We start from the raw sequence: 24,661 nt of genomic DNA, 5'->3' as shown, positions 1-24,661 counted from the left end.
GGGCTTCCCATCCGACGGCAGGCCACCGAACTCTGCATGTTGGAAGATTGAGGAAACACGGACCGCCCTACACCTGGACGAGCGGCGAAGGATTATCCTGAGGCACCACCAACGCCAGCGATTCGCGGGCCCTGCTTAGCGCAACGTAGAGCAAGCAGCGATTCTTTTCATTGTTCGCGAGGTTGTTTGCATCACAGGGCAGCAGGATCGCGCTGGAAGTCTCCAGCCCCTTTGACTTGTGAACTGTGCTGATGACCTGAGGCGGCATGTCGGCGGGTCGCGCGGCACGTTGGTGCGCTTGCGCCGCAAGCACTGTGGTCATATCCGCGTGCATCTGGATTTTGCATGCTTCTGCGAACTCTCGGCGAAGATCAATACGAATCTGACTGAAGTGCTGGCTGGTATGCATCAGTCGGCCAACCTGATGGATCGCGGCACCGACTCCAACGTGGTCCGAGTCTTGCAGAATCAGACGAGCGAGCGACTGAATCTCCGCTGGTTTTCCACGGCTCGGATTGGCGCATCGCGTCTCCAGTTCACGCACCAGGCGGTTACCAAAGGCAGTCGCCGAAAAGCCGACGCCCACAGCTTCAAGGAAAGTACACATGGCCATGCCAAGTGCCACCGGATTACCTACATGTCGTCTACAGGCGGCGAGCAGGTCGCTCAGTGCATCTCGGGAGTGCCCCTCCCAAATCGGAATTCGCCAGCCAAAGAACGCGTTGAGCCCACCGACCGTCGCATTGTGAGGGGTTAGGGTTAAAAGGTTTGGGCTATTCCGGACAAACGCGTTGATTGGTCGGCGCGCCTCCCCGCTTATCTGGAATCCACCATACCGTGGCGATTGGTTGTCGGCGCGAAACACCTGCAGGCCCCCAGGCAAGTCACCTCGAAGGTCCAGAGCCTCGCCTGCGCGTAGTCGTTCTCTCTGCTCAAGCACCCAAGCGCCCAACGCCTGCGAGCCGTTAGTCCAGCGGTGGGCGGTGTCTAATGCCTCATTCGCGTCCGAGGCCGCAATGAGTTCCCGCCACCGACGTTGTTGTGCCGCCCGCTCCCTCCCAACAGTGAAGATGGCCTGCATTGGATCGCCAAAGTATCGCGTTCGGGCGCCTGCTCGCGCAAGCGCTTCGATAATTCCGTGTTGATCGGAACTGGCGTCTTGGTGCTCATCACAGATCACCACCGGATGTCGCTCTACCAACGCGCCAGCAATACCGGGGGAGTGTTCGAGCAGGAGGCGCACGCGCCTGGCCAGCTCAGGGTAGCTGCCCGTCCCGCGTTCGATCGACCACATAGGCACGTCTGCCGGCAAATCAATTGCGCGATGGTAGATCGTTGCAACAGAAGCCACCAAAGAGTCTATGGTCCCGACCTGCAGGCTCCTGCGAAGGTCTGCAGTTCTTGAAGAGAAAACGCCACACGCGGCATGAGTATGCGCCAGGATCAAGACCTTTTGACCCCTGTGAAGATTAACGGCCGCGTGCCTAGCATAACTGGCAGCCTGAAACGTCTTCCCAGTGCCTGCCGGCGCCTCGACAACAACACGGCTCGCATTCGAGCGCAGCGCCTCAGCAACGGATATATCGCTCACTCGGCGGCCACCGGGCGAGCAATTCGGGCAGGCTCCGCTTGGGTTTGCACAACCGCTTCGAAGAACGGCCTTAATAGCGGTTCCAGTTGTTGCTCCCATACACCTGAAGAGCACACTTTTTGAGCAAGTTCGTGCCCGCCTTCGACGCTCTTGAACCACGCTGACGCATGTCCCTTGAACGGGTTGCGCCGCGCAGGTGCTTCGGTCGCCAAGGCATCCGGCACCTTGCCTGACGCTGCGTCAACGATCCAAGGAATGAGCGGGTGACTCCACCGCTCGGCCTCCGCGCCCAAGAGCTCGCGAGCCCGCTCACTCAAAGCATCAAACGTCGTATCTGTGGACCCCAACCTGTCGGCAAGCGTGCGCAGGCGTAGTCCCGTCTTCTCGTTGACTGGATCTTCGATCAGCATTGGTACATGCTCGGATGGGAACATCGGAATGACGTTTCGCTCCAAGTTTCCTTCGTCCCACTGGAATACGAGATGCGGTACTCGCATCTTCACCGCGCGCCAACGACCAGCGTCGCGATTCTCGTTGTCCACGAACCCACCGAACTTCACACCGCCGAGTGAAAGCGCCTCAAGGAGTGTTAATGCGTCGTCATTTCCACAGCCGTCGGTAATATGCACGCCCAAATCACGCCAACCGGGCAGGCGATGATCGAGCAGTTCTCGGAGGAATCCGACCTCGGTCGCCCCTTCAGCTACGATCGCCAGTCTCGCCAAGAAGGCCTCCGGATCCCGAGTCAAGTGGCGAAAAATCTTGTCAATCGGGAGCTCGCCAACCTGTCCACCCGTGTCGACGTACCAGATCGAAGCATCCGTAGCTGCGGTTAGTACCGAAGAGCTGTGAGTGGTGACAAAGGTCTGCCCATGCCCCGCAGCAATTCGCTGAATGAGTTGACGCTGGCGATATGGCTCCAGCCCACGCTCAAGTTCATCTACAAGGGTGATCGGGTGGCCTTCGACCAGGGAGTCGCCTATTGCCAGTGCCGCAAGGCGGCGCGTGCCGGCTCCCCAGCTCGCGAGCGGCAGCACAACGCCATCCCTTTCGGCGGTGAGTCCGATCAGCGCGTTGATCGATTGACCAGCGCTACCGGTGAAAGCCAGACCAAGCTGGCTCGGCAGCCTGCGCGCTTCGAACTGCTCGTCGAGTAGTTGCAGGCGAGCGCGAGGCTCGTCGTCTAGGTGCCGATCGACGGAGTCGGCCGCAAGCTGGTGCCCAAGTCGCGCACGCAAGCCTCGGTCGTTGATCAACCGATCTAGGTTGGACCCTTGCACCAAGCGGAGATCTCTGTCATTTCGATCATCTCCTAGTAACCGCACCAAACCAATCTCACGGCGCAGCCCGACCGAGAACGCTACGGCACTTTCATCCGGCTGGACGATTTCGTAGACAAGCTCAAGATCTGCTGTGCCGCGAACACGGACCTTATACACTGAAGTCCTTGCGGCGCCCTGCAGCATCGTCCCGTCTAGCCGCTCCCTTTCAGCAAGCACTGCCTCTCGGCCATCCCATTCCCACGGCCACGCCATACCTGGTTGACGATTGACTTCACCGGGAAGAACCATGACAGCCTCGATGACAAATTCGTCTTCGACACGGCGACCAAAGTAATCCGAATCTGCCAAGGTGTAGCTAGTGGCCGGGTTTAGTAGCAGACCGACAGCCTCCAAGAGCGTTGTTTTTCCAACGTTACCACCACCAAGCAGTACGTTGAGGCGGGCTCCTGGACGCCAGGTCAACTCTCGGATGCCTCGAAAGCGCTGGATGTGAAGTCGCTTAATCTCCGCTGGCACTCGAATCTCCAAATCGATGAAATTATCAACGGCGGCTCACTTGAAACAAGATAATAGCTGATCGTTCGCCGTCCAAACGCCCTGCCTTACCCCTATTTTCTTAAGTGACGTCTGGCCTACCACCAACTTTGCCAATCGAATAGATCTAAGCCCGGTAAACATTAGTGAATACCCATCGGGTGAACGACGGCTCGCGAATTTCGCGTAATCGTTAATCCCTGCACACTGGATCCACGCTTAGCTCCTGAAGACCCCTGACACTGGGCGAAGTTGCACATTTCCCAGGCCACCGCATACAATCAACCGTCACCCCCTACGGAGCTTAACCAGGCCCGCGTTTAACGCAGGCTTTCGACGAGGTTTCCTCAGCCTATGCGCGCTGTGCCGATCATCGCCTAGCCGCTGAAGTACAGGAGAAAGACGGATGGGGGTGACGCCCCGAATGACTGGAGATGGATATTCATAGCCTCGACGATTTGGGTGAACTGCTAACGCGCACCGACGTGGCCGTTTTCTCGCGCTCGGTTTTGGGTATCGAATACTCGAAGCTAGCATCGATCATCTATCCGACGCCGCCGTATAAGCACTTCATCATCAAAAAGCGGGATGGCTCGCCGCGTTATATTGCCGAACCACGTAAGCGGCTGAAAGTCCTTCAATACAAGGTTCTATCCTTCTTGACGGAGCGAATGACACCGCTTAAACCCGCAGTACACGGGTTTGTTCCCCATCGCAGCATCGTGTCCAATGCTAAGGCGCACACGTCAAGGAAGAACCACTTCGTCCTTAATCTGGATATCGAAGATTTCTTCCCGTCGATCACATTTTTCCGTGTTCGCGGCGTGCTCACGAGCCGGCCGTTCAACTTTTCCCACCAAGTTGCGACGGTCATTGCGCATATGTGTACTTTGGGCGGAAAGCTTCCTCAAGGCGCCCCAACTTCGCCCCTATTGTCCAACCTCGTTTGCCGGACTATGGACAGGGACATGACCGATCTGGCCCGGCGTAACCGTGCGACGTATACCCGGTATGCCGACGACATCACGTTCTCGTTCAGTGTCCGCGCGCGCCGGAGCTTGCCCCAGGCCATCTGCGCGGCGGACGATGAAGGACACGTCGCCCTTGGCGCAGAGCTACAGGACCTGATCACCACAAAGCATCACTTTTCGATCAATACGGCGAAGACTCGGCTGAGCGACAGGCACCGACGGATGGAGGTTACCGGACTCACGATCAACCAGTTTCCGAATGTGCGCCGGAAGTACATTGATCGCATCAGGGGAGCCCTCAACGCGTGGGAACGTAACGATTACGCCGCAGCCCAAAAAGGCTGGGAGGCTCGAATCGCCGCATCTACAACCCTTTTGTACGAACAAAAACCGTGGAAGCGCCAGTATCGATCGGGAGGAATTGCGGAACTGAAGAACGTGCTGTGGGGCAAGCTGCTATATCTGCGTATGGTCCGGGGGAAGTATGACTCGATCTATACACGTCTCGCGGAGCGCTACAATGCCCTGGTTCAGAAAGAGCAAGCGGCCGGGCCCTTTGCAGCCCCCATTCTTCCTGTCGCGCCTGTGGTGCGAGATCACCCCACCGCTCTGGAAGCATGCTTCGTCGTCGAATGGTTAGGCGAGTACCACAGTACCCCCGGCGTTTCAGACGACATCCCAATGGGCCAGGGCACCGCCTTCGTCCATCGTGAGCTGAATCTCCTCGTGACCTGTAATCACGTGTTCGAGGCGGTCGCTCACGTGAACGGCCATCCGTTCGAGACGGACTACGAGGCAGTAGAAGTCGTCAATAAGACACTCAACTTGATTAGGCCAGACACTCAACAAAAATGGCCCGCCAAAATTCTTTATCGTAATGCGCAGATGGATTTCGCGATTCTCGCGTTCGAGGATCCCGTGCCCCCACATCGGTACTTCTCGCCAATGGACAAACCAATAGAGCGCCGTGCGGACGGCACTCTAATTGGATTCCCGGACTGGAAAACGTGGAATCTTCCGGACTTCAACGACCAGAGAGTTCTCAATCGAACAGAACCGAACAAGGGCATGTTCAGTTTTACGATCACTGGGGCGGGGAGCATCCGTCCGGGCAATAGTGGCGGCCCGTTCACCGATGACCGCCTACGCGTCGCCGGTATGGCTCAACGCGGGGCACACATGGGTTCCGGTCACGACGAGTGCCTATGCTTGGACATCATCAATGACCTGATCTCAAAGTACAAGGCAACACTTGCCCCGCCCGCAGCACACGCAAACGCACCCGCCGTGAGCGCCACAATGCCGGCTCCAGTTGCGTCTCCGCCGATTCGCTTATTGGCACCGCTCCCGCTTTCGGATCCCGCGCCTGAAGCTCCTGCACAGGCGGCATCCCCCCCCACCGCGCCGCCACTAGCCGCGAACAGCGAGCCACCGCTGGGGGACGTCTGACCCACGTCACCATTTTTGAAAGGCGACGCGCGTGCCCGGTCGATTGAACACTTCCCTGAGAGCACCAGCCGCCGGGGAAGCACTCATAAGAGAATAAGTGGCATCGCGAACGTCCTCGACCTAGCCCTTGCATGAGCAGTGCCCTAGCCCGCACGCCCCCTAATGTACCCACGCCCCATAAAGAACCATCGATCTCTGCCGAAATTGGAAATATAGACTTGAAATCGGAGATCACATGCTTTCACGAAAGGACGTGCTTGAGGTAGTACAGATTTTGATTGCGGTTGCCTGGAAAGGGGTTTTGGCAATCGGGGCAACGCTTGTTGTTCTGTACTGCGCTTCCGAAGGATTTTTGCCCGACGGATTCTCGCTAGGGGACGCGTTCCTGCTGGTCTACGTGAGTTTCGGATTCGGGGTGCTAGCGTCGGTTGGAACACTTTACGGTGCTATCGCAATGCTTTGGGTTGCGGGCACGTTCAATTTCATAAGTAACCGCGCAGCATCAAGGAAGGGAAAACCACGGACGCGATTGCATCCGTGGATTTCGGATCGGCTCCTCGTCTTCGGCGCTTCGCCCCTAATCTTCATCGCCTTCATCGCAGGATTGTTCTTCATCGACGGCGCAAAGGACATGCGTCCTCGGGAGACCATCGGATTTTTCTTGATCTGCGGGTTTCTTACAGTCGTTATTTTCGGTGTGTCTCGGCGGGAAAGCGACATCTCGGAAACGGCTTCTGCCCCATCGCCCGATCAAGCCACGATCCGATACAAGCCCAAAATGAGAGTGGCAATCTACGTAGTACTCGTAATGGTGCTCATGATTTCCGTAAAGCCCGCCATGCTCAATTTCACGATGGCAAATCTAGGAGTTCGATCGCTGCCAAAAGATCTGGTAGTGGTTAATCAAACCACTCACGATCGTTTGATTCAGTTGGCGAATCATAGCAAGATATCAATCCGGTTCTGCCCACTAGAGGGATCTAGCGAATGGGCTAGTCGCGACATCCGCTCCGTTTGGGGAGGCGTGGGTAGTAAGGCATATTTGAGATTGATGGACATCAACTCCGGGGGGGATCGATCGATCTTGGTTCCCGTCGCCCGCGACAGTGTCGACGTCGTAAGAGCGGAGCGTGTTGGTTTCGTATGTGAATAGGGCCACATGGCAGGTCGCGAAAAATGCCCGATACGTTCCGCTCTCAGCGACCTGCCTCTGCCAGTCAGATCCGCGATCGGCCCATGATATCGCCCGCCAAAAGCAGTATCAACGTGCCACAAGGGGGAGCCACCGGGATGTCAGAATTTCGCGATAAGCAAAGCACGCCACCACCAATTCGCGTGTTGGCTCTGGACGGCGGTGGTGCTAAGGGCTTCTACACCTTGGGTGTACTGAAGGAAATTGAGGCCATGGCTGGTTGCCCGTTGCACCAACGATTCGATTTAGTCTTCGGCACAAGCACCGGTGCCATCATCGCGTCGCTGATAGCTCTGGGCCATGGCGTCGATACCATTTTGGACCTGTACCGCAAACACGTGCCGACCGTGATGTCGCAAACGACAGCACATGCTCGATCGAAAGCATTGAAGATGTTAGCAAGCGAGGTCTTCGGTGAGTCAACCTTTAGCGACGTTAAGACCGGCATCGGGATCGTCACAGCAAGGTGGCTCACAGAGCGGCCCATGATATTCAAGGGAAGCGTTGCTCAGGCACACGGTCGCATCGGCACCTTCGTTCCAGGCTTCGGCGTAAGCATCGCGGACGCTGTCAAGGCGTCTTGCTCGGCCTTCCCGTTTTTCGAACGCACGATAGTTCGAACCTCAATGGGTGAAGACATCGAGCTCATCGATGGAGGTTACTGCGCGAACAACCCGACGCTGTACGCGCTTGCCGATGCGGTACAAGCACTCAAATGCGCGCGTGAGAACATCCGGCTCGTAAGCGTCGGGGTGGGGATCTACCCGCAGCCAAAAGAAAGCCTGCTGATGCGACTGGCGAAAAAATACCTTGTCAGCGTTCAGCTTCTACAGAAGACGCTTGAGATCAACACACAGTCGATGGATCAGTTGCGCCAGGTTCTGTTTCACGATGTACCGACTGTCCGGATCAACGAGTCATATGTCACGCCCGAGATGGCTACGGATCTGCTGGAACACGACGTCAAGAAGCTGGACATCCTGTTTCAGCGCGGACGAGAATCATTTGCCTCGCGAGAGGAGCAGCTTCGCGATTACTTGACATGATCAGGGGGGGGAGATGCCAATTCCAGAAACGCAGCTCGAGACGTGGTCACACCAGGGTTCGATCGCCCAGTCCAGCGACACGTATCACTCTGTCAAGAGCGTTCTAGAAGCTAGCACTACCCCATACGCGAGCAAGAACTTCAAGGTGTTCTTGCAAGGATCGTATGGCAACGATACAAACATCTATAGCGAAAGCGACGTGGACATCGTCATTCGGCTCGACGATTGCTTTCACAGCGACCTGACGCGACTGACTGAGGAAGAAAAATCCGCGTACAAATCAAGCTTTAGCGACGCTACTTACACGTATAGCAATTTCAAGCGAGATGTATTGTCGACACTCACAAAGCAATATGAAGGTGCGGTGACGCCAGGTGATAAGGCCATCGCGATTTCGTCGAGCGGCTCTCGTAGAAAAGCCGATGTTCTCGTGGCCACCCAGTTTCGTCGCTACTTCAAATTTCGCTCTTCGAGCGACTCGGCGTATGTAGAAGGCATCTGTTTTTTTAACGGAAAAGACGAAAGGATCGCGAATTACCCATTGCAGCACTCGGCCAATTTGACAGCGAAGCACCAGTCCTCATCCTCGTGGATAAAGCCAATGGTGCGCGTATTCAAGAACATACGCAGCAAGATAGTCAACGATGGCCTGATCAAAGCCGGCGTAGCTCCCTCGTACTACATTGAAGGCTTGCTATACAACGTACCAAGCGACAAGTTCACATCCAGCTATCAGAATTGCGTTGCCAATGTTCTGAACTGGTATCGCCAAGAAGCAAAAAAGGCCGATCTGGTTTGCGCGAACGAGCAATATTACCTTTTACGCGATTCCTTCCACACATGCTGGCCACAAGCGAACTCTGATGCATTCGTCGAGGCGGCAGTGAAACTTTGGAACGAGTGGTAGGAGCCACGGCACCAAATCAAACTGCCCGGGCTCCGCCGGACATGTCCTCAAACTATGTATCCGATGGAGGAGCATTTTGGCTCGTCAACCACTCTCCCTATTCATGTGGGGCTACCAGCCACACTTCCGACACAGTATCGAATATCTTGCAAGAGAGGTGTTGAAAAGACTAGGCATTTCAGTAGACGCGGCAGCATTACTCGTCGGCGTACGCAGGCCCGGACACGTGAATCCGAATCCTGTGTGCATAGAGCCCGCGGATGGCCAGTGGCCACTGGTACTCTTTGATGAACTTGTCAGCGATGTCGAAAAAATTTACTCGAATCATCACCTCCAGACCATGTTTTACGGCGATGAAGCGAGCATGCGCGACAAGCCGGAGTGGATGCGCCGGGACTCTGTGACGACTGCGGTGCGCCGCGCACTCATTCCGTTTGACGAAAGACAAGGTGTCCGTTCGTTCGTCGGCCAAGCTCGGCCAGTCGGTGACTTTTACGTTGCGCCGGTAATCCAGGTTCCGGAGACGTTATTCCGCAAGTTCCCTCCGCTCAAAGCGCGCGTGCCGAAGGATAAATTTGACCGTGGAAGTGGCTATCCCAGCTTGATCCATGCAGCGTTATCAACAGTGTTAGATGAAGCCACCAGCGCGCTAGAAGGCCCAGATCCCGGACGCAGCGTGCGCGGAGAGATGCGAAAGGCGGACGAGATCGTACGTCTTGCAGCCAAGGCGTTCATGCATACGCCTGGATTGGCAATCTCCGATCGGTACATGTACACAGATCTCTTCGACCGCTTGAATCTAATCTCATCCCTGCTTTACGAAGGAGCTCGGGGCGTAGGTCGTCTCCTGCTCGCAAACTCGCAGCACCCTGGAATTGAGTACCTTTTGCGCTTCCAAACGCCAGTGCGGATTCATGACCCCAGGTGGACCCGGAAGGTGCTGCAACTTGCCGGCCCCTCCGCAGCGCTCGTCGCAGACAGCGAGTACGTCTACGGCCTCGGGCACCTTCTGTCTTCTCATGACCAAGAAGATCAAAGTGTCTTCACGATTGACTTCCTTGATCACTACACTTGGGAATTACGGTCAGGAGAGCTTGTGCTGCTACGAAGTCTCTACGGGGAGCCGTCACTCCCTAGTGAAATCATCGAATCGGACGTATTTATCAGCAACTTGGCTCGCATGTTTCCCACGTCAACGGAAGCGACACGTACGCGCTTCTGGCAACTCTTCAACGCCGCTGCGCATCAGAAGATGGGAAGCATGATAGTGATCGCGGAAGACGCGGAGTCAGAAGCTCTACGGTTAGATGCTCAAGGCACAAGCATTCAGCCTGTAGCGTTGTCCGTCGAGCTTCTCCTACAAGCAAGCGCTATTGACGGTTCAATTCTTATAGATCCACAGGGCTACTGCCACGCGATCGGTGTCATTCTCGATGGTCTTGCGAACGACCAATGCACGCCATCAAGGGGATCTCGCTTCAACTCGGCAGTTCGCTACGTCCGCTCAGGAACCGCTCGCAGGCTTGCAATCATCGTGTCGGAAGACCGAACTGTCGATGTGTTCCCGGTCGTTAGAGCGCGCCAAAGCCGTAAGGAGATAGACGACTATGTCAGCGCACTCGTAGCAGCTTCGGTTGACAACTATCACGTATCGATGAACTGGCTTTACTCTCACCGGTTCTACCTTAACCCGCAGCAGTGCATCGACATCAATGCCGCCCTTGCCCGGCTCGACGCTGCACCACGGGAGGTCGGCGAGATTCGTTTCTTACGCGATCCGTTCAGTGTTGATCCTGAGTTCGACGACAGCTACTTGATCGACTGAACCAAGTCACCACGACCACTACACTTCACGCCTTATGGCACAGTCGTTTCGGATCCTTATTCGCTCGAAAGAGCAATCTTGACCACTGCATCCCGACTTGCGAACGGCACATTTCGACTGGACTCCGCCAGTTCGATCATCAATCAACATGGCCAACCAGCGCTTCAAGTTTTACGCCCTTATTTATGAACCCGAATCGTGTTTGCTCTTCGTGTTTTTCCGATCAAGATCTCCGTGCATGGGTACGAAGCAACGATGGGCCGCGTGGATGCGATATCTGCTGCAAGTTTGATTCTCCTACGGCGGAGTTTGACCGAATCGTTGAGCATATCGAGCGATGCCTAAGGCGCTACTACGGTAGAGCCGTCGATCAACTTGGATATTGTTCGGCTGAAGGTGGATACCTCGGAGCGCATTGGGACTCATGGGACGTGCTCGACAAGATTGGCATCACTTCCGAGAGAGACAATAAAGGAAGGTTGTACAACGCACTTGCGAACAGCATGACGGACGAACCTTGGTGTGACTTTGACGTTGCTACACTCGACCTCGACGAAGCTCTTTGGACCAGTTGGGAAAGGTTCTGTCGTACAGTAAAGCACGAACGACGCTTCTTTTTCCATGCTACTGGGAGAGACGACCGTGACTCTCTCACCCCCACATCACTGCTCAGCAACATTGCTTACACAACCGAAGAGTTAGAGCTTGTGAAGGAGTTGCCTCCCGGACTGGGGTTTTGGCGCGCGCGCTCCGACCTTGAAAAAGGCTTACGCGTGAAGGCGTCGGATTTTGGTCCGCCGCCGGCCCAGTTCGCTCTTCAAAGCAATCGCATGAATCCCGCTGGGATTCCGATGCTATACCTTGCTTCGTCGCAGACCACCGCACTGAAGGAGACGCGCACGAGTTCGGCAAAGCTCGGCCTCTGGCGCACTGCTCGTCCTATAAAGATTCTCGACCTTCGACGCCTGCCAGATGTGCCCGGCATGTTTTCAGAATTCGCTCGTCGCCCGGCTCTCACCATAAGATTTCTACACGACTTCGCGAAGGACATTATGAAGCCCGTCGCGCGAGATCATACGGTACATATTGACTATCTACCGTCGCAAGTAGTTACCGAATTCATGCGCGACTATGCGTTTTCGGCAGGCCCGCTCGACGGAGTCGCATACAGAAGCACTGTCCATCCGAAAGGTTGGAATCTCGCCCTCTTTCTCGGTCCAATTGACCTGGGGCTCGAATCTCCTGGGTGGGGCCGCCCTCCCTCCATAGCCTTTACGTTCGAAAAGTCGATTTGGGCAACCCTGCCGCAACTTCGATAACCGCACTTTATGCAAGCCTCTGAGCCCCCTTCATGCGGAGAATATTCGCCTGCATTAGTGTCCGGCTCGATTAGGCCGCTACAAAGTGGCCAAGCGCATCAAGACGCTCAAAGTGGACACCGGCCGCCTCAAGACGGGGCGGCATCAATCTCAAGGCCTTCGAGCGCGCTTCAGCGTGAGGCCGAAACGTGTCTTAATTCCAGCGGCAGTCCATCCTCCCTTAGGCGGGTACCGACACAGCGCGCCAGCGCCATCAGTGATCTGCTGCCGCACCGTTGGACACCTGCCACGCGCTGAAACCTCACCCGTCAAGATGGGTTCGCCGGTCGCTTAGAATTCAACCGGAATAAACACTCGCGATAGGAGCGAAGATGTCAGAACTTGTCAATTACGAATATCCGCCACCGAGGTCCTGGGAACAGTTCGAGGAGTTGTGTGCCGATCTCGTGGAGGCTATGTGGAGTGATCCCCGAGTGGTTCGCCATGGGCGGGCCGGACAGGCTCAGTGCGGCGTAGACATCATTGCCGCCCGCGGTGGTATCTACCCAGTAGGCCTACAGTGCAAGAAAAAGTCGCGCTGGCCAGCTAAAACTCTGACAAGGAAGGAGGTCAATCAGGAGATCAGCGAAGCCGAGAAATTTAGGCCCGCGCTGAAAGAGCTTTACATTCTGACAACGGCCGTCCCGGACGAGGCGCTGCAGAAGCACGTCCGGACACTCAACGAAGCACGTAAGAAGCTCAAGCAGTTTGAGGTGGAAATCCTGTTCTGGCCTGAAATCGTGCGTCGAGTCGCCCGATTGGATCAAGTGGCGATGAAACATTTTCCGCTTCGTGGGGGGCGTGGCGAGTTTTCTCCGTTGTTAGCGACGTGGTACACAAGTGGCGGCTCTCTCGAACTCTCGGGGGACGATTGGCATCTGGCCGTTGCCGAACTCGGCGAAGATTTTCATGAGTGGCCGACTGGTCGCGTCATTGTGCGCCAGCGCGAGACCGACGTGACGGTCGCGCAGCTCCAAAAACTAGCGGCAGGCCCTGCGTCTACTCAAGACCGGAGTAACAGGCTCGAGTTGCGCCGCAAGTTGCGTTATGCACAGGCGCGCGAGCATCGCGTCCAGGACCTGATCCGGATGTTGTACACCAACGAGCTCTTGAAGTTCTACATGCTGGAGCTCGACGAGTCCGGTATGGACGCGAATGAGATCCTGCGGTCCGTTATCGAAAGGGAACTGAGTCCTGGTCTGGGAAGCCCCGATACTGAAAAAATTCGGCTTGCGCCGCCAACGCCACATTTGTTGTCCGGGCCGCTCTCGCGCCTGAGCTTGGCCATCGACGACGTCCCAGTTCATATACCCGGCTCAGAAATCATGAAGATCATGCGGGCGGAACAAGACTTTCCCGCCAAGTTCTACGGAAACGAGATGGTTAAGGTCGTGTCGGAGCTACCCCAGTCGGTGCGGAGGCGCTATGCCATTCCTGCGATCCTGAACCAAATCCGGAGAATCATGAAGGAGGATCACAAAAGCATCCAGGACATGCAGACCGCGGGATACTTCAACCTCAATGAGTGGTCGTACAAGTACTGAATACTGCGAGGCGTGTCCGCAGCTACGGCTGCTTTTGGTCGGTCGCGATCACACCCAAGTTACGCCCATTGGCGCCACTTAGGTGTTGCGTGCCATAAGCATTCGCCGTGCAACAATCCCGATAGATTAAGGCACGCAACGGACCGCAACGCTTGAATCAAAAACACTCAATAATTTCATGAATTTGGGCGACGCAACAACCGCAACAGGCACCAAGTTTGCGAATAACAAATACGTGTTTGAAGTGCTGGCTCAACGCCCGCTCTGCTAGATTCCATTGAAACGAGAATCCAAACAACCACGGGGATTGGGCATGCGAGCTATAGAAGGTATTTTTTACATCGTATGCGTCGTTGGTCTGGCGTACATCTATCGACGCCAGCAACAACGAAGAAGATTCGGTTTGTACATTCCCGTCCTGTCCGAGCGCGACGCAAGAAAGGAAAAACTGAAGGTCTGTCTCTACCTAGGCTCGCTCGCGGCCTTGCTACTTTCCCTGTACATCTTCTGAGCCCCCGTCATCTGGGTTTGAGCGCCAAAAACTCGCACGAATTCGCCGCTCACACAGGCCCGCGCCCTAATTTCGGTAAACTGTCGGTTTCCAGGACGCCTGACGTCCCCGCAGCTTACTTAGTCCGCACATGTCGAATACCCACGAAATCCGCCCCGGTCAGTCTATCGAGCTGCTCAAGGAACTCCATATCCTGACGCGTGACGGCAAGATGAATCAGGACAGCCGGCGCAAGCTCAAGCAGGTCTACCACCTGTTCCAGTTCATCGAACCGCTGCTGCAAGAAGTCAAAACCGAAAAAGGCCGCGTGACGCTCGCCGACCACGGCGCCGGCAAGTCGTACCTCGGTTTCATCCTCTACGATCTGTTCTTCAAAGCGCTCGCCGACGACTCGCACATCTACGGCATCGAAACCCGCGAGGAACTTGTCACGACCTCGCAAGCCTTGGCCGCACGGCTGGGCTTCTCGGGAATGTCGTTCCTCAACCTGTCAGTCGCCGATTCGATCACGTCACCGGCGCTGCCGTCGACCATCGACGTCGTTACCGCACTGCACGCCTGCAATACCGCCACCGACGACGCCATCCGTTTCGCGCTGGCCAAACAGGCACGCCATATCGTGCTCGTGCCGTGCTGTCAGGCCGAAGTCGCCGGCGTGCTGCGTAAGCACAAAGGCAAGCAACTGGCGGGCAACGCACTCACCGAAATCTGGCGCCACCCCCTGCATACGCGCGAGTTCGGCAGCCAGATCACCAATGTGCTGCGCTGCCTGCAACTGGAAGCCCATGGCTACCACGTCACGGTCACCGAATTGGTCGGCTGGGAACACTCGATGAAGAACGAGCTGATCATCGCGCAATACAAGAATCTGCCGCGCCGCCGTCCTGCCGAACGCCTCGAAGAAGTCCTCGCATCGCTCGGTCTGGAAGAACTGCGTGAGCGTTTCTCCACCGCACCGGCGACGGCCGCAGTGGCGCAGCCGGCATAATCACGCCCGCACGCCCGCACGCCCTGCCCTCAACTTCCCCGGCGCCGATACCCCGCTTGCTCGAACGGATGCGCCTGCGCAAACGCCGGCAGCTTGAAACACTGCTTCCCTAACGCGGCGACCTTCGGAAACGCGATGAGGTCCATGTCGTACACATGGGCCAGCGCGATCTGGCCGGCGATCCCAATATCGGCAAGGGTTGGCGCGCCCCCCAGTGCAAACGGTTCAGCGGGCCGTTGGCTCAACAGCCGCTCGTACGTCGCCAGCCCTTCCCTCACCCAGTGCCGGCACCACGCCTCAATGGCCGCGCCGTCAGCGCCGAACGTCTGCCCGAGATGCTTGCGAACACGCGGCACCGTCAACGGATGCGAGTCCGCAATCGACACGGATGCCAGCGCCCGCGCATATGCCCGGTCCTTCAAGTCTTCCGGCAACAATCGCGGCTCAGGGTATGCCTCGTCGAGGTACTCCATGATCGCCATCGACTGAAACACACGATGGCCGTCGTGGACCAACGTGGGCACCACGTGCTCCGCATTGACCGCCGCGTACTCAGCGTCAAACTGACGCCCCGACAGAATGTCGACTTCAATTTCTTCGAACGGCAGATTCTTGAGCGCAAGCGCCACCCGAACGCGAAACGCCGCATTTGATCGCCAAAAACCGTAGAGCTGGATTGTCATCGGATCGGTTCCTTTTTACTTATTAAACGATTGCAATTGCAATCGATGGCATCATGCCACCCTACAATTGCAGTTGCAACTCACCAGATTCGAGAGGATCGAAACATCGCTTGGGAGACGCTTGACATTACCTGACTTATCAAATACTGTTCAGGCAATTAAAATCCGAGTCCGGGTCTGACGTGAATCACTACGACCGCAACAACTTCCAGCTGACACAGAGCGTCGGTTTCTACCTGAGCAAGGCCCGCAACCTGTTGGCGGCGGAAATGGATCAGGCACTGAAGCCGCTCGACATCACCGGGCCGCAGATGGGCATCTTGCGCACGCTGGGCGTCGGCGAGATCACCACCCCGCTTGAAATGAGCAAGATGCTCGCCTTGGATTCCGGGTCGACCACGCGCATGCTCGACAAGCTCGAAGCCAAAGGTCTCATCTCCCGCCATCGCAGCACCGACGACCGCCGCGTCGTGAATCTGGCACTGACGCCGGCTGGCAAACAGGTCGATGAACAAATTCCCGACATTGCACCGCACGTCCTGAATCACCGGCTGAAGGACTTCTCCGCCGAAGAGTTCAAGCAGTTTCTCAACTTGCTCAAAAAATTCGTGGGCGACTGACCCGCGCGTTTTTTTCGGAATTTATCTGACATGTCAGACATTGATAAGACAATAAGCTCCTCTTCAGAACCGGCACCAGCCCTGCTCAAACCTGCTGAACCGCCTCCGCTCAAAGGCGGCAAGCTGGCCCTCGCCAGTTTCGCGGTGGCGCTGGCAACGTTCATGAACGTGCTGGATTCTTCGATCGCCAACGTCGCCATCCCGACGATTTCCGGAAATCTTGGGGTCTCGGTCGACGAAGGCACTTGGGTCATCACGCTGTTCGCGGCAGCCAACGCGGTGTCGATCCCGCTGACTGGCTGGTTGACCCAGCGCGTCGGGCAAGTGCGGCTGTTCGTGATCTCGATTCTGCTTTTCGTCTTATCGTCGTGGCTGTGCGGCATTGCGCCGAACCTGCCGACACTGCTTGCTGCGCGCGTACTGCAAGGTGCCGTCGCCGGCCCGATGACACCACTCTCGCAAGCGATCCTGCTCGGCTCCTATCCGAAGCAGAAAAGCTCGACGGCGCTGGCGCTCTGGGCCATGACCGCCACCGTCGGCCCCATTGCCGGCCCGGCCCTCGGCGGCTGGATGACCGACAACTACTCGTGGTCGTGGATCTTCTATATCAACATCCCCGTCGGCCTGTTCGCCGCCGCCGTGACGTGGATCATCTACCGCGATCGCGAGTCCGAGCGCCGCAAGCTGCCGATTGACGTGGTGGGCCTGTCGTTGCTGGTGATGTGGGTCGCGGCGTTGCAGATCATGCTCGACAAAGGCAAGGATCTCGACTGGTTCCATTCGACGACCGTCGTGGTGCTCGGACTGGTCGCGGTGATCGGGTTCGCCTTCTTCATCATCTGGGAATTCACCGACGCGCACCCGATTGTCGATTTGCGGCTGTTCAAAGGCCGCAACTTCCTCGCTGGCACCGTGGCGATTTCCGTGGCGTACGGCATCTTTTTCGCGAATCTCGTCGTGTTGCCGCAGTGGATGCAGCAGTACCTCGGCTATCCCGCCCTGCAAGCGGGTCTCGCCACCGCGCCGCTCGGGATCTTCGCCGTCCTGCTCACGCCAATGCTCGGGCGCATCATCCCGAAAACCGACCTGCGCATACTCGCCACGCTGGCCTTCGTGGGCTTTGCCGGCGTGTTCTTTATGCGTGCGCAATTCACCACGGGTATCGACATGCGCTCGCTGGTATTGCCCACGTTGTTGCAGGGCATTCCGACCGCGCTCTTCTTCGTCCCGTTGACCGCGATTCTGCTGTCCGGATTGCCGCCAGAGAAGATCCCCGCGGCGGCTGGCCTGTCGAACTTTGTCCGCACGTTCTGCGGTGCGATGAGCACCTCGCTGACGGCCACGGCATGGAGCGACCGCACCATCCTCCACCATGCGCGCCTCACCGAGCAGATCGTTGTCGGCAGCCCGTCGGTCCAGTCCACCATCAATACCTTGCAGACCGTGAACGGGTTCTCGTACGCGCAGGCGCTGGCGTCTATCGAGAACAGCCTGAATCTTCAAGCGGTCATGCTGGGACTGGACGATATTTTCTGGATCTCCGGCGTGATCTTCGTGCTGATCATTCCGCTGATCTGGTTCACGAAACCCGACAAGAACGCCGCAAGTGGCCCGGTGGCTGCGCACTGAAAAACCGCCGCCGCAAATGTCGAACGACATCGGCCCGCGCGCTCATTCGCTGACGTATGGGCCTAGGCAGTCACGAACGGTTTCACTGAACGCATCGGCCAGTGGGTCTGCCGCCGCCCGAAGCGCACGCAGTTCAGCGAACGTGAACTCGATCGCCGGCTGAAACGGCCGGACGATGCAGCCGCACTGTTTTGCCACCTCTGCGGTAAACGGGTCGATGATCGCGACGCCAAGGCCCTTGGCCACCATCGCACTCACGGCGATCGACCAACTGGCCTCGACTTCCGTCTGGCGGCGGATGTTCTCCGACTTGAACAGGCTGTCGACGGCAAGCCGCGTCGTGTTGCCCGGAGCGAAGGAAATAAAAGGCTCGTTTTCAAGATCGCGCACCGTCACTACGCGCTTTCTCGCCAGTCGATGACGCGGCGGCAGCAGGCACACGCAGTTCACGCGCCACGGCGTGCCGGCTTTCACCTTGTCGCGCTCGACCGGCGTCATCGCATAGCCGATATCGAACAACCCCGACGCCACCAGATTGGTGACTTCGCTCGAATTGTAGATTTCCAACGACACGCCGACCTTCGGATGCTGCTGCCGGAACCGCGCAATCGCCGTCTGAAGCAAACCACTCGACAGTGCCGACATCGCCACGATGCGCAACTGCCCCTGATGCTGCTGCCGAATACGCTCGGCGGTTTGAGACACCTGATCGAGCCCCACAAACACCCGCTCGACCTGCGTGTACAGCGCCGTCGCCGCAGCGGTCGGCACCAGCCCGCCTTTTCGCCGTGAAAACAGTGCGAAACCAACCTCTTCCTCGAACTCGCGCATGATCTTGCTCACGGCAGACTGCGTCACGAACAGCAGTTTCGCGGCCTCGGTCATGCTCCGGCCGAGCATGACGGCGCGAAAGGCTTCGATCTGTTTGAGCGTCATCATGGTATGAGTTTTCCGACTTTTCAGAGTCATAAATGTAACTTGACCGCATATCTGTCGGCCAGCGTTAATGAGGTTGTGAACATCAACCAAGGAGCCGACATGGAATCGCTCGTCAGCGGCCTGTTACACGAACCGCTTTCCCAAGAAGTTCAGAACGCCATCTTCCTGCCGTGGATCGAGGGCGCGTTTGGCCCGATGCTGCCGCACCTGCGCCGGATCAACGAAGCGCATGTCGTCATGCTGGCCGACACCGGTTTGCTGAATGCCGACCACGCGGCAGCCCTGCTTAACGTGGTCGAGGCGCTGGCGAAAGAAGGCCCGGACGCCTTCACGCTGGACGGCTCGCTCGAAGACGTTTATTTCAACTACGAAGCGCAAGTCATCCGACGGCTCGGGCAAGACGTGGGCGGACGCCTCCACATGGCCCGCAGCCGCAACGACCTTCAGTCCACGCTGGACCGTATGCGCGCCAGACAAAGTGCACGGGATCTGATGGCCGGTACGCTGGCGCTTCGCCGTGCCCTGATCGAGCGCGCCAAGACCTATGCCGATTGCGTGATGCCGGGCTACACCCATATGCAGCACGCGCAGCCGATCACCTACGGCTTCTATCTTCTTGGTGTCGAAAACGGTTTGCAGCGCGACTTCGCGAGAGGCGCGCAGGCCTTCGCGCATCTGAATCAGTGTCCGCTGGGGGCCGGCGCGATGGCGGGTACCACGTTTGCGATCGATCGCGAATTGACTGCGGCGCTGCTCGGCTTCTCAGGCCCGATGCCGCATGCACTGGACGCCGTCGCCAGCAAGGACGCCATTCTGGAGTTGCTCACGGCCGCGCTCTTCGTCTCGACGACCTTCGGGCGCATGGCGCAGGATTTCTACACGATGTCGACGTTCGAATTCGGCACGCTGACGTTGCCCGACTCGCTCGCCATCACGTCGAGCATCATGCCGCAGAAGAAGAATCAAGCCGTTCTCGAGTTCGTGAAGGGGCGTCAGGCTCACTTGCTCGGCGCGATGGTGACGGCCTTCGGTGCGTTCCGCGCTGCCCCCTACTCCCATGTGCTCGATGCGAACGCCGACAGCCTGCATTGGGTCTGGCAAGGTCTGGATGAGCTCAATTTGCTGATGCCCGTTGTGCGGCATATCGTAGAGCGCGCCGAACCCAACGTCGAGCGCATGCTGGCGCTCTCGGGCGCCAACTTCGCGACCGCGACCGACCTTGCCGACCACCTCGTGCAATCCGTGGGGCTGTCGTTTAAAGAGGCTCATCACATCACCGGCCGTGTGGTGCGGCTCGCCTTGGAGGCGCAGGTACCGATCCACGAGATTGGCCCCGAGCTGGTGTCGCGTGCGGCGCTGGAAGCGAGCGGCCGGGACCTTACGCTGACGCGCGACGAAATTGCCAGCGCGCTCGACCCGCGCAAGGCCGTGGCGCGCCGCTGTCATGGTGGCGGCCCGTCTGCGCACGACATGGCGGAACTGCTTCGCCAATCCGAGGCGAGCCTCATCGACGACGAGACCGCATTGCAACGGCTCGTCGCGGCACAACGAACCGCTGATGAAACGCTTGATGGCCGGGTTACCGAACTGCGGCAGCGCGCCGGCACATCCAAATCCCCCGGGGCACCCGGTACCGCCAGCGCATAAGCCTTCACAGCCCGTTCAATCTCATCCTTGAGATATTTCCATGTTTCGACTATATTCGAAACATGGAAACGAATAACGCCCTCGAAGCGCTGGCTGCGCTTGCTCACTCCGTCCGTCTATCGGTGTTCCGGCTGCTGGTGCAGGCGGGGCCTGACGGTTTGCCTGCCGGCCGCATCGCCGAGTTGATGGACATGCCCGCGTCGTCGCTGTCGTTCCATCTCAAGGAACTGCACCGCGCCGACCTGCTCGCGAGCCGCCAAGACGGCCGCTCCATCATCTACATGGCGCGCTTCGAAACCATGAACGGCCTGCTCGGCTATCTCACGGAAAACTGCTGCGGCGGCGTTCCGTGCCTGCCCGATTCGGTTTGCACCGTCCCGATGAAGCCCAAGTCATGAGCACTACACCAACACCCGCATCGCCATCGTCGGCAGCCCCGTCCAACGCCATCGGTTTCTTCGAGCGCTATCTGACGGCTTGGGTCGCGCTGTGCATCGTCGCCGGTATCCTGCTAGGGCAATGGCTGCCGGGTATTTTCCACGCGGTCGGGGCGATGGAAGTCGCACAGGTGAATCTGCCCGTGGGCTTGCTCATCTGGGTGATGATCATCCCGATGCTGATCAAGATCGACTTCAGCGCCATGGGGCAAGTGACCGGCCATTGGCGTGGCATCGGCGTCACGCTGTTTGTGAACTGGTTCGTCAAACCGTTCTCGATGGCGCTGCTGGGCTGGATCTTCATACGCCATCTGTTTGCCGCGTGGCTGCCGTCCGATCAAATCGACAGCTACATCGCGGGCCTCATTCTGCTGGCCGCCGCCCCGTGCACCGCCATGGTCTTCGTCTGGGCGCAGCTTTGCAAAGGCGACCCGTATTTCACGCTGTCGCAGGTAGCGCTCAACGACGCCATCATGATCGTCGCCTTCGCCCCGGTGGTCGCGCTGCTCCTCGGGCTGTCGTCGATCACCGTCCCGTGGGACACCTTGATGATCTCGGTCGGCCTCTACATCGTCATCCCCGTGGTGATCGCGCAGATCCTCCGAAAGGCGCTGCTCGCCCGTGGCGACGCGACATATCAACGCGTCGTGAGTGCCTTGGGGCCGTACTCGATCACGGCACTCCTCGCCACGCTCGTGCTGTTGTTCGGCTTTCAGGGCAACGCCATCGTCGAGCAACCGCTGATCATCCTGCTGCTGGCGATCCCGATTCTCGTGCAGGTGCTGCTCAATTCCGGGCTGGCTTATTGGCTCAACCGCAGGCTGGGTGTGGCGCACTGTGTCGCCGGTCCGTCCGCGTTGATCGGCGCGAGTAACTTCTTCGAATTGGCCGTTGCCACGGCGATCAGTCTCTTCGGCTTTCAGTCGGGGGCAGCACTCGCCACGGTCGTCGGCGTGTTGATCGAAGTGCCCGTCATGCTCCTCGTGGTCGCCGTCGTCAACCGCTCGCAACGCTGGTACGAAACACGGTAAGTCTGCGCAATAAATCTGCGCAATGCGTCCGCGCAGCAAGTCAAAGCACTAAGGAAACGTCATGTCCGTCACCATCCTTCACAACCCGGCGTGCGGTACGTCGCGCAACACGCTGGCGATGATTCGCAACGCGGGTATCGAACCCACGATCGTCGAGTACCTGAACACGCCGCCCGACCGGCATACCTTGCAAACCATGATTCGCGACGCGGGACTCACCGTGCGCGAGGCCATTCGCGAGAAAGGCACGCCGTACGCCGAACTGGGTCTGGCGGACCCGTCGCTGAGCGATGACCAGTTGCTCGACGCCATGCTCGCGCATCCGGTCCTGATCAATCGTCCGTTCGTCGTGACGAATCTGGGCGTGCGCCTTTGCCGTCCGTCCGAGCGCGTGCTAGATATCCTGCCGTCGCCGCAACAAGGCGCGTTCACCAAGGAAGACGGTGAAGCGGTCATCGACGCCCAAGGCCGGAGAATCGGATGAACCTCGATATGCCCAACGTGAACCACCCGGCGCTCGATGTGCCGGACCTTCGCAAGCTCGAACCCGCCGACGTCAGCACCCATGCGCCGCGCATTCTTTTGCTCTACGGTTCGCTGCGCGAGACGTCGTACAGCCGTTTGCTGGTTGAGGAAGCCGAGCGCATCCTTCAGCATTTCGGGGCTGAGACCCGCATCTTCGATCCGCACGGGTTGCCGATGACGGACAGCGTGCCGGCCGATCATCCGAAGGTGGTCGAGCTGCGCAAGCTCTCTGAGTGGTCGGAAGGCCAAGTGTGGTGCAGTCCGGAACGTCATGGCACGTTGAGCGCCGTCTTCAAGAATCAGATCGACTGGCTGCCGCTCGAAATAGGCGGTATTCGCCCGACGCAGGGCCGCACGCTTGCCGTGATGCAGGTCTGCGGCGGCTCGCAGTCGTTCAATTCGGTCAATGCGCTGCGCGTACTCGGGCGCTGGATGCGCATGGTGACGATTCCGAACCAGTCGTCGGTGGCGAAGGCGTATCAGGAGTTCGATGCAAATGGCCGCATGAAGCCCTCGCCCTATTACGACCGGGTTGTCGACGTCATGGAAGAGTTGTTCAAGTTCACGCTGCTGGTGCGTGACCGTTCCGACTATCTGACGGACCGGTACAGCGAGCGCAAGGAGGCGGCGCCGGCCGTGGCCACGGCACTCGCCACGGCGGCCATGAGCCACGAGCAAGATAAATAAGCGCTGAGCGATCAAAAAGAAAGCCAACGTGGCCGCCCACGTTGGCTTTCGTGTTTCATCCCGTCATCGTCGGCGCCGTCACTATTTCCCGCAGACCTTCATATCGGCGGGCTTGCCTTGGCTCATGCAGCTTTTGGTCTCCGTACCGCCCTTGTAGCTGACCGAGAGACCGTCGGGCGTACCGTTGGCATCGGCATGGTCGACGGCAATCAATGTCGTGCCGATGTAGAACGCCTTCTCAAGACGCGGGCCGCGCGCCGTCTTCACGGGGCGCTTCAGGAAGACTCTCGATCCGTCTCCTGTCACGAGAATTGTCGCGCTATTCATGAAATCGCCCACGGGCGCTTCGGCGCTACTGGCGACCGCCGTCGTCGGGATAGCGGTCCCGCCGCCGTCTTTCGACCCCTCGACCGACTTGCGCAGCTCCAGCCGATGCACCACCTTGCCGTCCGCAATCTCTGCCACGACGCGCCCGGTCTGCTGAGAACTCCCGCGATAGCTCGGCCCCCACGACTCGCGCACCGCTTCGTAGACCAACTCGACTTGTCCGTCCAGCTTGCCGGCTTTGCAACTGGCCGATACCGGGCGAACCACCACGTTGGTGTAGCGATGACCGTAACCCGCCGGGCCGTCGCCGGCCGAGTAATCGGAGGTTCCCGTCAACGACGTCAGTTGGGCCGCGGGTACCTGACAAGGCCAATCGCCCAATCGGGCGGTGTCGACGTAGAAGAACACGTTCTTCGAATCCGCATAACGTTGGTACTGGGCGTCGGCCTCCCGCAACAATCGTGTCTGCTCCGCGTCCTTCACCGTCGGTAGTTGCAACGGCTCGGCCTGCGCGCCAACGCTTGCCAACAGCAAACCGGCGGCGAAAGCATTCCACACCTGTCTTGCCACATCGCGTTGTTGTACTGGCATCTCACACTCCCTGTGAATTGACATACACGACCTACGAGTTGCGGCCCTGATTCCGGTTTGGTTTTCCGCCGTCTGCGCGCGATTCACCGAACCTGAGCACACATTACGGAACCGCAGTCACTCACGCAATACTCGCTTTCAAGGTAGCCGGTCTGGCTTTGGTGCAATACGGCTCGTTCGAGGTGCGCGCGCGTGCCCATGGTGCCCGCGCGCACCAACACGAACAAAAACCGCGCGACCACAACGCACCAACTTCGCCCGCAAAACCGCCAAAGCCTTTACCCGTAAGCCTTGGCACGCTTCTTGTTAATACAAAAGCAAACTTGTACACAAGAAGGAGTACCAA

Annotated in this window: 20 protein-coding genes; 15 read left to right on the top strand and 5 right to left on the bottom strand. The window is 58.2% G+C overall.

Annotated features, from left to right (window positions below):
• Nucleotides 1-67: 67 nt before the first annotated feature.
• Both PIN31009_RS11690 and PIN31009_RS11685 read right to left on the bottom strand, forming a co-directional pair.
• Nucleotides 68-1,690 carry a UvrD-helicase domain-containing protein gene (locus PIN31009_RS11690; RefSeq protein WP_150790362.1) on the bottom strand — a complete coding sequence of 541 codons (1,623 nt, stop codon included), beginning with the start codon at nucleotides 1,688-1,690 and terminating at the stop codon, nucleotides 68-70.
• The gene (locus tag PIN31009_RS11685) at nucleotides 1,588-3,390 is read right to left on the bottom strand and encodes an ATP-dependent nuclease (protein ID WP_217426786.1); all 1,803 of its coding nucleotides are present in this window, start codon (nucleotides 3,388-3,390) and stop codon (nucleotides 1,588-1,590) included. The genes PIN31009_RS11690 and PIN31009_RS11685 overlap by 103 nt, the downstream gene beginning before the upstream one ends.
• Before the next feature lie 452 nt (nucleotides 3,391-3,842).
• Here PIN31009_RS11685 and PIN31009_RS11680 point away from each other — a divergent pair, with 452 nt between their 5' ends.
• The 8 genes from PIN31009_RS11680 (at nucleotide 3,843) to PIN31009_RS11645 (ending at nucleotide 15,199) form a co-directional block, all read left to right on the top strand.
• Complete coding sequence (locus PIN31009_RS11680; protein ID WP_150790360.1) at nucleotides 3,843-5,828, top strand: reverse transcriptase domain-containing protein; 1,986 nt, start codon at nucleotides 3,843-3,845, stop codon at nucleotides 5,826-5,828.
• Nucleotides 5,829-6,063: 235 nt separating this feature from the next.
• The gene (locus PIN31009_RS11675) at nucleotides 6,064-6,981 is read left to right on the top strand and encodes a hypothetical protein (protein WP_150790359.1); all 918 of its coding nucleotides are present in this window, start codon (nucleotides 6,064-6,066) and stop codon (nucleotides 6,979-6,981) included.
• Between the two features lie 137 nt (nucleotides 6,982-7,118).
• Nucleotides 7,119-8,066, top strand: a complete 948-nt coding sequence (locus PIN31009_RS11670; RefSeq protein ID WP_150790358.1) for an anti-phage phospholipase — start codon at nucleotides 7,119-7,121, stop codon at nucleotides 8,064-8,066.
• Between the two features lie 13 nt (nucleotides 8,067-8,079).
• On the top strand, nucleotides 8,080-8,973 hold the full coding sequence (locus PIN31009_RS11665; protein ID WP_150790357.1) for an anti-phage nucleotidyltransferase: 894 nt from the start codon (nucleotides 8,080-8,082) through the stop codon (nucleotides 8,971-8,973).
• A gap of 103 nt (nucleotides 8,974-9,076) precedes the next feature.
• Nucleotides 9,077-10,798: an anti-phage protein gene (locus PIN31009_RS11660; protein WP_343039032.1), complete on the top strand. Its 1,722-nt coding sequence runs from the start codon at nucleotides 9,077-9,079 to the stop codon at nucleotides 10,796-10,798.
• A 185-nt stretch (nucleotides 10,799-10,983) separates the two neighbouring features.
• Nucleotides 10,984-12,117, top strand: a complete 1,134-nt coding sequence (locus tag PIN31009_RS11655) for a HEPN-associated N-terminal domain-containing protein (protein ID WP_150790355.1) — start codon at nucleotides 10,984-10,986, stop codon at nucleotides 12,115-12,117.
• Nucleotides 12,118-12,488: 371 nt separating this feature from the next.
• Nucleotides 12,489-13,700, top strand: a complete 1,212-nt coding sequence (locus tag PIN31009_RS11650; protein ID WP_150790354.1) for a restriction endonuclease — start codon at nucleotides 12,489-12,491, stop codon at nucleotides 13,698-13,700.
• Nucleotides 13,701-14,341: 641 nt separating this feature from the next.
• On the top strand, nucleotides 14,342-15,199 hold the full coding sequence (locus PIN31009_RS11645; protein WP_087725906.1) for a class I SAM-dependent methyltransferase: 858 nt from the start codon (nucleotides 14,342-14,344) through the stop codon (nucleotides 15,197-15,199).
• Between the two features lie 29 nt (nucleotides 15,200-15,228).
• On the opposite strand, the gene maiA is transcribed toward PIN31009_RS11645, so the two are convergent.
• Nucleotides 15,229-15,882 carry a maleylacetoacetate isomerase gene (gene maiA / locus PIN31009_RS11640; protein WP_150790353.1) on the bottom strand — a complete coding sequence of 218 codons (654 nt, stop codon included), beginning with the start codon at nucleotides 15,880-15,882 and terminating at the stop codon, nucleotides 15,229-15,231.
• A 182-nt stretch (nucleotides 15,883-16,064) separates the two neighbouring features.
• Here maiA and PIN31009_RS11635 point away from each other — a divergent pair, with 182 nt between their 5' ends.
• Nucleotides 16,065-16,502 carry a MarR family winged helix-turn-helix transcriptional regulator gene (locus tag PIN31009_RS11635; protein WP_246185625.1) on the top strand — a complete coding sequence of 146 codons (438 nt, stop codon included), beginning with the start codon at nucleotides 16,065-16,067 and terminating at the stop codon, nucleotides 16,500-16,502.
• A gap of 30 nt (nucleotides 16,503-16,532) precedes the next feature.
• Nucleotides 16,533-18,131, top strand: coding sequence for a DHA2 family efflux MFS transporter permease subunit (locus PIN31009_RS11630; RefSeq protein WP_150790352.1), 1,599 nt, complete (start codon nucleotides 16,533-16,535; stop codon nucleotides 18,129-18,131).
• Nucleotides 18,132-18,173: 42 nt separating this feature from the next.
• Here PIN31009_RS11630 and PIN31009_RS11625 read toward each other — a convergent pair whose 3' ends face one another.
• Nucleotides 18,174-19,070: a LysR substrate-binding domain-containing protein gene (locus PIN31009_RS11625; protein WP_174997121.1), complete on the bottom strand. Its 897-nt coding sequence runs from the start codon at nucleotides 19,068-19,070 to the stop codon at nucleotides 18,174-18,176.
• A 99-nt stretch (nucleotides 19,071-19,169) separates the two neighbouring features.
• Here PIN31009_RS11625 and argH point away from each other — a divergent pair, with 99 nt between their 5' ends.
• From argH to arsH, 5 genes are all read left to right on the top strand, one after another.
• A complete protein-coding gene (gene argH, locus PIN31009_RS11620; protein WP_174997119.1) occupies nucleotides 19,170-20,717 on the top strand; it encodes an argininosuccinate lyase in 1,548 nt (515 codons plus the stop codon).
• 62 nt (nucleotides 20,718-20,779) lie between these two features.
• Nucleotides 20,780-21,115 carry an ArsR/SmtB family transcription factor gene (locus PIN31009_RS11615; RefSeq protein WP_150790349.1) on the top strand — a complete coding sequence of 112 codons (336 nt, stop codon included), beginning with the start codon at nucleotides 20,780-20,782 and terminating at the stop codon, nucleotides 21,113-21,115.
• Nucleotides 21,112-22,185 (top strand): ACR3 family arsenite efflux transporter, encoded by a 1,074-nt coding sequence (gene arsB / locus PIN31009_RS11610; protein ID WP_150790348.1) that lies wholly within the window; start codon nucleotides 21,112-21,114, stop codon nucleotides 22,183-22,185. The genes PIN31009_RS11615 and arsB overlap by 4 nt, the downstream gene beginning before the upstream one ends.
• 61 nt (nucleotides 22,186-22,246) lie before the next feature.
• The gene (gene arsC / locus PIN31009_RS11605) at nucleotides 22,247-22,669 is read left to right on the top strand and encodes an arsenate reductase (glutaredoxin) (RefSeq protein WP_150790347.1); all 423 of its coding nucleotides are present in this window, start codon (nucleotides 22,247-22,249) and stop codon (nucleotides 22,667-22,669) included.
• Nucleotides 22,666-23,397 (top strand): arsenical resistance protein ArsH, encoded by a 732-nt coding sequence (arsH, locus tag PIN31009_RS11600; protein WP_150790346.1) that lies wholly within the window; start codon nucleotides 22,666-22,668, stop codon nucleotides 23,395-23,397. The genes arsC and arsH overlap by 4 nt, the downstream gene beginning before the upstream one ends.
• An 81-nt stretch (nucleotides 23,398-23,478) precedes the next feature.
• Here the strand turns inward: arsH and PIN31009_RS11595 are convergent, their stop codons facing one another.
• Nucleotides 23,479-24,315, bottom strand: coding sequence for a hypothetical protein (locus PIN31009_RS11595; RefSeq protein ID WP_150790345.1), 837 nt, complete (start codon nucleotides 24,313-24,315; stop codon nucleotides 23,479-23,481).
• Between the last annotated feature and the right edge of the window lie 346 nt (nucleotides 24,316-24,661).

The organism is Pandoraea iniqua (genome assembly GCF_902459685.1).
GTDB classification, from domain to species: domain Bacteria; phylum Pseudomonadota; class Gammaproteobacteria; order Burkholderiales; family Burkholderiaceae; genus Pandoraea; species Pandoraea iniqua.
This window is presented reverse-complemented; position numbering and strand designations above follow the sequence as displayed.